This is a genomic window from Clostridium sp. UBA5119, assembly GCF_002414285.1.
Taxonomy (GTDB): domain Bacteria; phylum Bacillota; class Clostridia; order Clostridiales; family Clostridiaceae; genus Clostridium_J; species Clostridium_J sulfidigenes.
This window is the reverse complement of record NZ_DHYX01000037.1, coordinates 17,634-24,876: the sequence shown is the minus strand read 5'-3', so window position 1 is coordinate 24,876 and position 7,243 is coordinate 17,634. Positions and strand designations below refer to the sequence as shown.

Below are 7,243 nucleotides of genomic sequence, written 5' to 3'. Positions count from 1 at the left end.
GAAGCTAAGAAATCTGTTTATTTAAGACGAGATTCAATCCAAGCTAGGGCACCTGGATGCATGGAACCATCATTATCCAAAGTAACTTGAGAAATGAAAAATATTTCATTATCTTCTTTTACTTCATCTAAAGCTAGCTTTATATCCTTAGAATTCATTTCAGTATGTAAAAGAAATGTGGTTGGCATAATGTTTGCCCAAGCCCCTAAAGATTTAATTTTTCTAGGCAGATTACTATGGTGGTGATGATGCTCGTGGTTGCAATTCTCATCATGTTGGTGATCATGGTCACATTCATGGTTATGAATTTCAGCTATATAATAAGTTATTTGATATACTGACATTTTATTACCTCCTCCAGGTAAGTTTATGGTTATTTAACATGTATTATACATAAAATGAAAGTGATTTGCAATTAATAATTCATTTAAATGATAATTAGTAAGAAATATAAAATATAAATTTTATAGACCGAAGAAATAAAATAATTCATTTCTTAATAATTCATTATAATGTTTACAATTCAAGCAATGTATGCTATATTATTGGTAAATGATTACAAAGAAAAGGAGCGGTATGAAATGAAAAAATTATTTATAGTTTTAAAGAAATTTAATAAAATCCATACTGCTTATAATGATAAGGTTATTTAAGGCTTTATTTATGTAATTTATAATATTTTAATTAAGTAATTATAATACCTTTAGCAGAGAAACGGATAATTTTCTATGCCAAGGTATTTTTTTTTATTATACTATTTAAGATTATGGAGGCGTGTAAGATGAGAATTAAGAGTGGAATTTTTAGTGTTAGACTAAGAGGTTAAANNATTTACTCCGTATATATCATGGAGACTTCTTTAAAGAAGTTAACTTTAAAGTTAAAATTCTATAATCATGAATCCGTACTATAGAAATTAAAATAGTATGATTAAAGGAGATTATGGAAATGGAAAGAAAAGGAATAGTAGTAGGGATAAATATAAATAATGAAAATGGATTTGAAGAATCTATGGTTGAACTTAAGAATTTATGTATGGCCTGTGATATTGAAGTTATAGGAGAACTTGTACAAAATTCAAAACAAATCAATAAGGCACATTATATTGGAAGTGGAAAGCTAGATGAATTGAAATCATTAGTAAATAGTGAAGAAGTAGACATAGTAATTTTTAATAATGAGTTATCTTCATCCCAATTAAGAAATATAGAAACGGCTATTGAATGTGAAGTTATTGATAGAACTGCACTAATACTAAGTATATTTGCTGAAAGAGCAAAAACTAAAGAAGCAAAACTTCAGGTAGAGGTAGCAAGACTTGAGTATTTATTACCAAGACTAATTGGGGCTAATGAAAATTTAGGTCGTCAAAGTGGAGGTGTAGGAACAAAAAATAAGGGTACTGGAGAGAAAAAGTTAGAGCTTGATCGCAGAAAGATTGAGGCAAAAATAGCTGCCTTAAACAAGGAACTTGAAGAGTTAAAACATCAAAGAGAAACACAGCGCAACTTAAGAAGAAAGTCTAGTGTACCCAAAATAGCCTTAGTTGGATATACTAATGCAGGGAAATCATCAATTATGAATAGTATGATAGATACATTTAAAGATAGTGAAGAAAAAAAGGTTTTTGAAAAAGATATGCTGTTTGCAACCTTAGAAACATCTATAAGAAGCATAAAGTTAGATGATAATAAAAAATTTTTATTGTCAGATACAGTTGGGTTTGTAAGTAACTTACCACACAATTTAATAAAGGCTTTCAGATCTACCCTAGAGGAAGTTTGTGAAGCTGACTTATTACTCCATGTTGTAGATATTTCTAATCCAGATTATAAACATCATCTTAAAGTAACAAATGAAACTTTAAAAGAGATAGGAGCAGAATCAGTTCCTATGATTTATGTTTATAATAAGATTGACTTAGTAGATAATTATTTAACTGAAAAAAATGGAGTTTATATATCAGCAAAGAAAAATTTAGGTATGAATAAACTTGTAGAGACTATATCTACTAAGGTATTTAATAATTATATAAATTGTAATATGTTTATACCTTATGACAAAGGAAATTTGTTATCTTATTTAAATGATAATGCAAGAGTTATAGATAGAAAATATAGAAATGATGGTACTGAGTTATCTATTGAGTGTTCCAATATAGATTATGAAAAATATAGGAAATATGTAATAGGCTAAATTAAAAATAATTAAAAGTTATTAAAAAGTATTGACAGAGGTTCAATATGCATATAATATTAATAGCATATAAATTCAAGAAATTCTATGAAGAGAAAAAGTAAGTAGTATTTTTGTTCCAAAGAGAGTTGGTATTTTGCTGAAAGCCAATGTTCAATGTACAACTGAAAATCATCTCTGAGAAGCAACGCCGAAATATTTTAGTAGGTTTTGCCGGAGTCTTTCACCGTTAAAAGAAAAGCGTATTGTTAGATACGTATCTAAGTGTTGTAATTGAATCTATTAATGTATTGTTTTTAGATTTGTTTACAGAATTAGGGTGGTAACGCGGTTTAACCCGTCCCTTGTTTTTCAAGGGACGGGTTTTTTATTTTACATTAAAATTTGAAAATGTAAATAAGTAAAGGCATAGAAGATCTTTTGGATGTATATCAGTGCTAAAAGAAAGGAACTAAGGCACTAATAAACTGAAAAGGGGGAATATTATGGATATTCCAGGTGATATTATTAGCTATTAGAAAATTCACAGCATAAACGAGGGGGAATAAAAATGAACAACTTATCAAAAAAAGATTTAGTATTAATAAGCTTAATGCTTTTCTCATTATTCTTTGGAGCCGGAAATTTAATATTTCCACCATTTCTAGGGCAATTAGCAGGGGGAGCAACTTGGATTTCAATGGCAGGATTTTTTATAACAGCAGTAGGATTTCCTATTTTAGGAGTAGTTGCAGTGGCGAAATCAGGGGGACTACATAATTTAGCCAAAAGAGTTAATCCGTTATTTGCAGGTATATTTACAGTACTTATATATTTATCTATTGGTCCTTGTTTGGGTATTCCAAGAGCTGGAAGTTTACCTTTTGAAATGGCTGTAGCACCATATTTGCCAGAAAACATATCAAAAATCTGGGCACTTTTTATATTTACTTTAATATTCTTTTCAGTAGCTTATTGGCTTTCACTAACTCCTGCTAAATTAGTGGATCGTATGGGTAAGTTTTTGACACCAATCCTATTAGTACTAATTTCACTAATTTTTATAGCATCAATTTTCAGACCATTAGGTAGTTATGGAGTAGTCACAGAAGAGTATGTAAACTCACCTTTTGTTAAAGGTTTTTTAGATGGATATTTAACTATGGATACCATAGCGGCTTTAAATTTTGGAATAGTTATAGCCTTAGCTATAAAATCTAAAGGAATTAAGGATGAAAAAGTAATTATTTCTACATCTGTAAAGGCTGGTATAGGTGCAGGCGGATTATTATTAGTAGTTTATTCTATACTAGCACATCTAGGAGCAACTAGTGGAGGAAGATTTGGAGCTACAGAAAATGGAGCACAAACTTTAACAAATATCATGACTTATATATTTGGAAAACCAGGTGCTGTACTGTTAGCAGTGATATTTACATTAGCTTGCCTTACGACCTGTGTTGGACTTATAACTTCCTGTAGTCAATATTTTTCCGCATTAACTAGTAAATTATCATATAAAAATTGGGTTAGAATATTATCACTTTCTAGTATGATTCTTGCCAATATGGGATTAACAAAGATTCTTGCTATATCAGTACTAGTATTAAATGCAATTTATCCAATAGCAATAATGCTTATAGTCCTTGCAATGTTAGATAAGTTTTTTAATGGAAGTACGGTGGTATATGGATTAACGATATTGTTTACAGGGATTGTAAGTGTCGCTGATGCATTAGGACAAGTTGGAATTCAATGGAACTTTATTGTGAATTTATTTAGCAAGTTACCTCTCTATTCTAAAGGACTAGGATGGGTGATACCAGCACTAATTGGTATAGTATTTGGAGGTGTATACAAGTTAGTTGAAGAAAAAATAAACTATAGTAAAGTAAGTGAATTATAAAAATACTCTATCACTGTAATTTTCAACATAACTTAGAAGAAAGACATGAGATAAGTGTATTAAAATTATAAGGGGAATAATTTTAATAAAACTGTTGACATTCACGTTGCGTAAAGCTGTATATTAAATATTAGGAGGAGTGAGAATATGGAATATACAGTGCAAAAACTAGGTAAGTTAGCAGGGATAAGTACAAGAACCATTAGATACTATGATGAAATAGGAATTCTTAAGCCGGCAAGAATTAATTCATCAGGATATAGAATTTATGGGCAATCAGAACTTGATAGACTGCAACAAATACTGTTTTATAGGGAATTGGGGGTTAGTTTAATAGATATAAAAAATATAATAAATGAACCTTCCTTTGATGGGATTAATGCACTTATAGAACATCGCCTTAAACTCCTTGAAAAAAGAAAACAAATAGACTTGTTAATAGCTAATGTTGAAAAGACCATAGCTAACAAAAAAGGAGGAATTAAGATGAGTAATAAAGAAAAATTTGAAGGGTTCAAACAAAAACTAATAGATAAAAATGAGAAGAAATACGGTAAAGAAATAAGAGAAAAATATGGTGATGAGGAAGTAAATAAATCTAATGCAAAAGTAAAAGGTATGTCAGAAAAAGAATATGAGGAAGTAACAAACCTTGCAGAAGAAATTATGAATACTTTAGTAGCAGCTTTTAAAACAGGTAATCCAGCTGGAGAACTAGCTCAGAAAACAGCAGAATTACATCGCAAATGGATAGAATATTACTGGAGCAGTTACAGTAAAGAAGCCCATGCAGGAATTGCCCAAATGTATGTGGATGATGAAAGATTTACAGCATATTATGATGATAAACAACCAGGAATGGCAGCTTTTTTAAGGGATGCTATATTCATATATACTGGAACTGATAAATAATAATATAAACATTAAAATTTAAGGATATGAAAGGGTGTCTCCAAAGTATAAGTTTACTAAAATAAACTTAAGGTAAGGCTTTGGAGACATCCTTATTCATCAATTAAATGAGTTATAAAAACTTCCGTCTTTACAAAGTAGAGAATCTATATCTGCAAAAGGAATTTTGAAGGTAACAAAACCAGCAGCATAAGGTGCAATCTCATAAGGTGCAAAATATATATATAGATTATCTTCATCTACATAAAAATTCTGGTTACTAGTAATACCTTTAAAACCATCTTCATATACATAAGAATATTGAGGATCAGTTTCTATCATATTTTCTATGATTTTATTTATTTCATCTACCCAACGAGTAGTACAACTAAATAAATCAGATAAGGAATAAAACTCTCCAGTTTTTAAGTTAATATTTGGTGTGCTTCTAGTTGTCATACCATGAGCAGCGCCAAAAGGATAATAATAGGTATTTATTTCTGGAATATATAGGTCTTTTTTAAAGAATAAAGTTTCAAAATTTCCATAGAGATTATAATCCAAAACTTCATTACTATCAACTATCTTAAGAGCACACAATTCCCTTAATTTTGAATTGATATTTTCAATTACTGTAGATGGAGTAGACTGATTAATTTGAGGATAATATACTAAATAATCTACATTAGGCTTATATTTTAGTTTTAGTATAGTATATTCATCATTTAATTTAATTCGATTATTGGGTTTATAGATTATATCACCCTTCTTATTCATGTAATAAGGAATATAGTCTATATCGGCATAAACAATGTCACATTGAAGCTCTAAGGTGCCAGTTCCTTTAACTATAGGTAGGTTTCTAACAATTCTACCACTAAGGTCTATAAAGAAACTATTTTCAAGATTATAAGCAGAAGCTAATCCATCTTTAAATTTTTGAATATCTAAAAATTTAAAATCTGTAAGGGTATTGCCCTTGTTGTCTCCTAACGCGTAGATACTATTAAAAGAAGTATTAACATTATTACCACGATAAATGCCTAGGGCAAATCTATTATCTCCAACATATCTTATGTCGTCATAAATGAAAGGATATAGAATATGATCAGATAAAGTTACAACTCCATAATTACCTTTATAATTAGGCGCGGTGCTTACTACCATGTATCCATCATTTACAGGAGAAGCAGATGTAAATTTAGGCTTAATAAGAACACGACCATATATGTCTACATAGCCAATAAGACCTCCTAGGCTTTCGGAAAAAGTAAATACACCTTCATTATAATTACCTACAAATTTATAAGGAAAGGTTGTAATAACATCTCCACTTTTATCAATGACCTGATAGGTACCATCACGGGATTTAACTAGTGCATAGTTATTTTTAAAGTCACTACCTTCCAAATAATTTGGTGGTATTACTTCATTACCTTCCATATCTATATAACCATATAGTTGGTCATCTGAAGAAGTTTTAATACTAACAAGGGCTAGAGAATCACTATAGCTAGAGATAAAAGTATATGGATTTTTAGTAATTATTTTTCCGCCTTCATCTATAACACCCATAATGTCTCCTTGTACATATACAGCTCTAGATTCAACAAAAGGTTCTATAGAATTATATATAGGTGGAATTACATATTCCCCATTAATGTTAATAACACCACAATTATTATATTTGCAAACTATAGCTAATCTATTTTCATTGAAGCTTGATGCTGTAGAAAAGCTAGGTGGTATAATAAAATTTCCTTTAGAATCGATATATCCATATAGGCTTCCTTTTTGTGTATTTGTTAGAGCTGGATATAAATCTACACAAGATCCTTTGAAATCACTCATAAATACTCTCCTATTCATTACTTAATATTAGTGTATTTAAGTTTATTTAATATGTTTCAATGAATTTATAAAGTTTAACATTATTAAGAATTAATTATTGCATATAGGTATATCATAATAGAGGTTACTAAAAGGTGACCAATTGAAAGGTTAAGTGTATATTGATATATTTAGTGTAAATAACTTTGAAAGGAGTAAGATATGGAATATATTTTATTATTTTTAGAAGGAATTATAACCTTCATATCTCCATGTATTTTACCAATGTTACCTATATATATTTCTTACTTTGCGGGAGATAATAATTTAGAATATGGAAAGAAAAATAATACTTTAATAAATGCTTTAGGATTTGTAATTGGTTTTACAATAATATTTACACTGTTAGGAACCTTAGCAGGGACTTTTGGAAGCTTTATT

6 protein-coding genes and 1 other annotated feature are annotated in these 7,243 nt (G+C 29.4%); of the genes, 4 read left to right on the top strand and 2 right to left on the bottom strand.

Annotated elements, in window-relative coordinates; genetic code table 11:
* Positions 1 to 17 precede the first annotated feature (17 nt).
* Positions 18 to 344, bottom strand: a complete 327-nt coding sequence (locus tag B2671_RS04945) for a hypothetical protein (RefSeq protein WP_346869421.1) — start codon at positions 342 to 344, stop codon at positions 18 to 20.
* 604 nt (positions 345 to 948) lie between these two features.
* Between B2671_RS04945 and hflX the strand changes: the two genes are divergently transcribed.
* The 3 genes from hflX (at position 949) to B2671_RS04930 (ending at position 4,993) form a co-directional block, all read left to right on the top strand.
* Complete coding sequence (gene hflX / locus B2671_RS04940; RefSeq protein WP_346869420.1) at positions 949 to 2,196, top strand: GTPase HflX; 1,248 nt, start codon at positions 949 to 951, stop codon at positions 2,194 to 2,196.
* A gap of 78 nt (positions 2,197 to 2,274) precedes the next feature.
* Positions 2,275 to 2,544 (top strand) — a binding site (T-box leader).
* 202 nt (positions 2,545 to 2,746) lie between these two features.
* Positions 2,747 to 4,081 (top strand): branched-chain amino acid transport system II carrier protein, encoded by a 1,335-nt coding sequence (gene brnQ / locus B2671_RS04935; RefSeq protein ID WP_346869419.1) that lies wholly within the window; start codon positions 2,747 to 2,749, stop codon positions 4,079 to 4,081.
* A gap of 147 nt (positions 4,082 to 4,228) precedes the next feature.
* Positions 4,229 to 4,993 (top strand): MerR family transcriptional regulator, encoded by a 765-nt coding sequence (locus tag B2671_RS04930; protein ID WP_346869418.1) that lies wholly within the window; start codon positions 4,229 to 4,231, stop codon positions 4,991 to 4,993.
* Positions 4,994 to 5,092: 99 nt separating this feature from the next.
* Here the strand turns inward: B2671_RS04930 and B2671_RS04925 are convergent, their stop codons facing one another.
* Positions 5,093 to 6,823, bottom strand: coding sequence for a WG repeat-containing protein (locus tag B2671_RS04925; RefSeq protein ID WP_346869417.1), 1,731 nt, complete (start codon positions 6,821 to 6,823; stop codon positions 5,093 to 5,095).
* A 201-nt stretch (positions 6,824 to 7,024) separates the two neighbouring features.
* Between B2671_RS04925 and B2671_RS04920 the strand changes: the two genes are divergently transcribed.
* Positions 7,025 to 7,243 (top strand): cytochrome c biogenesis CcdA family protein (locus B2671_RS04920; protein WP_346869416.1); only part of this gene is annotated, 219 nt, incomplete at its 3' end.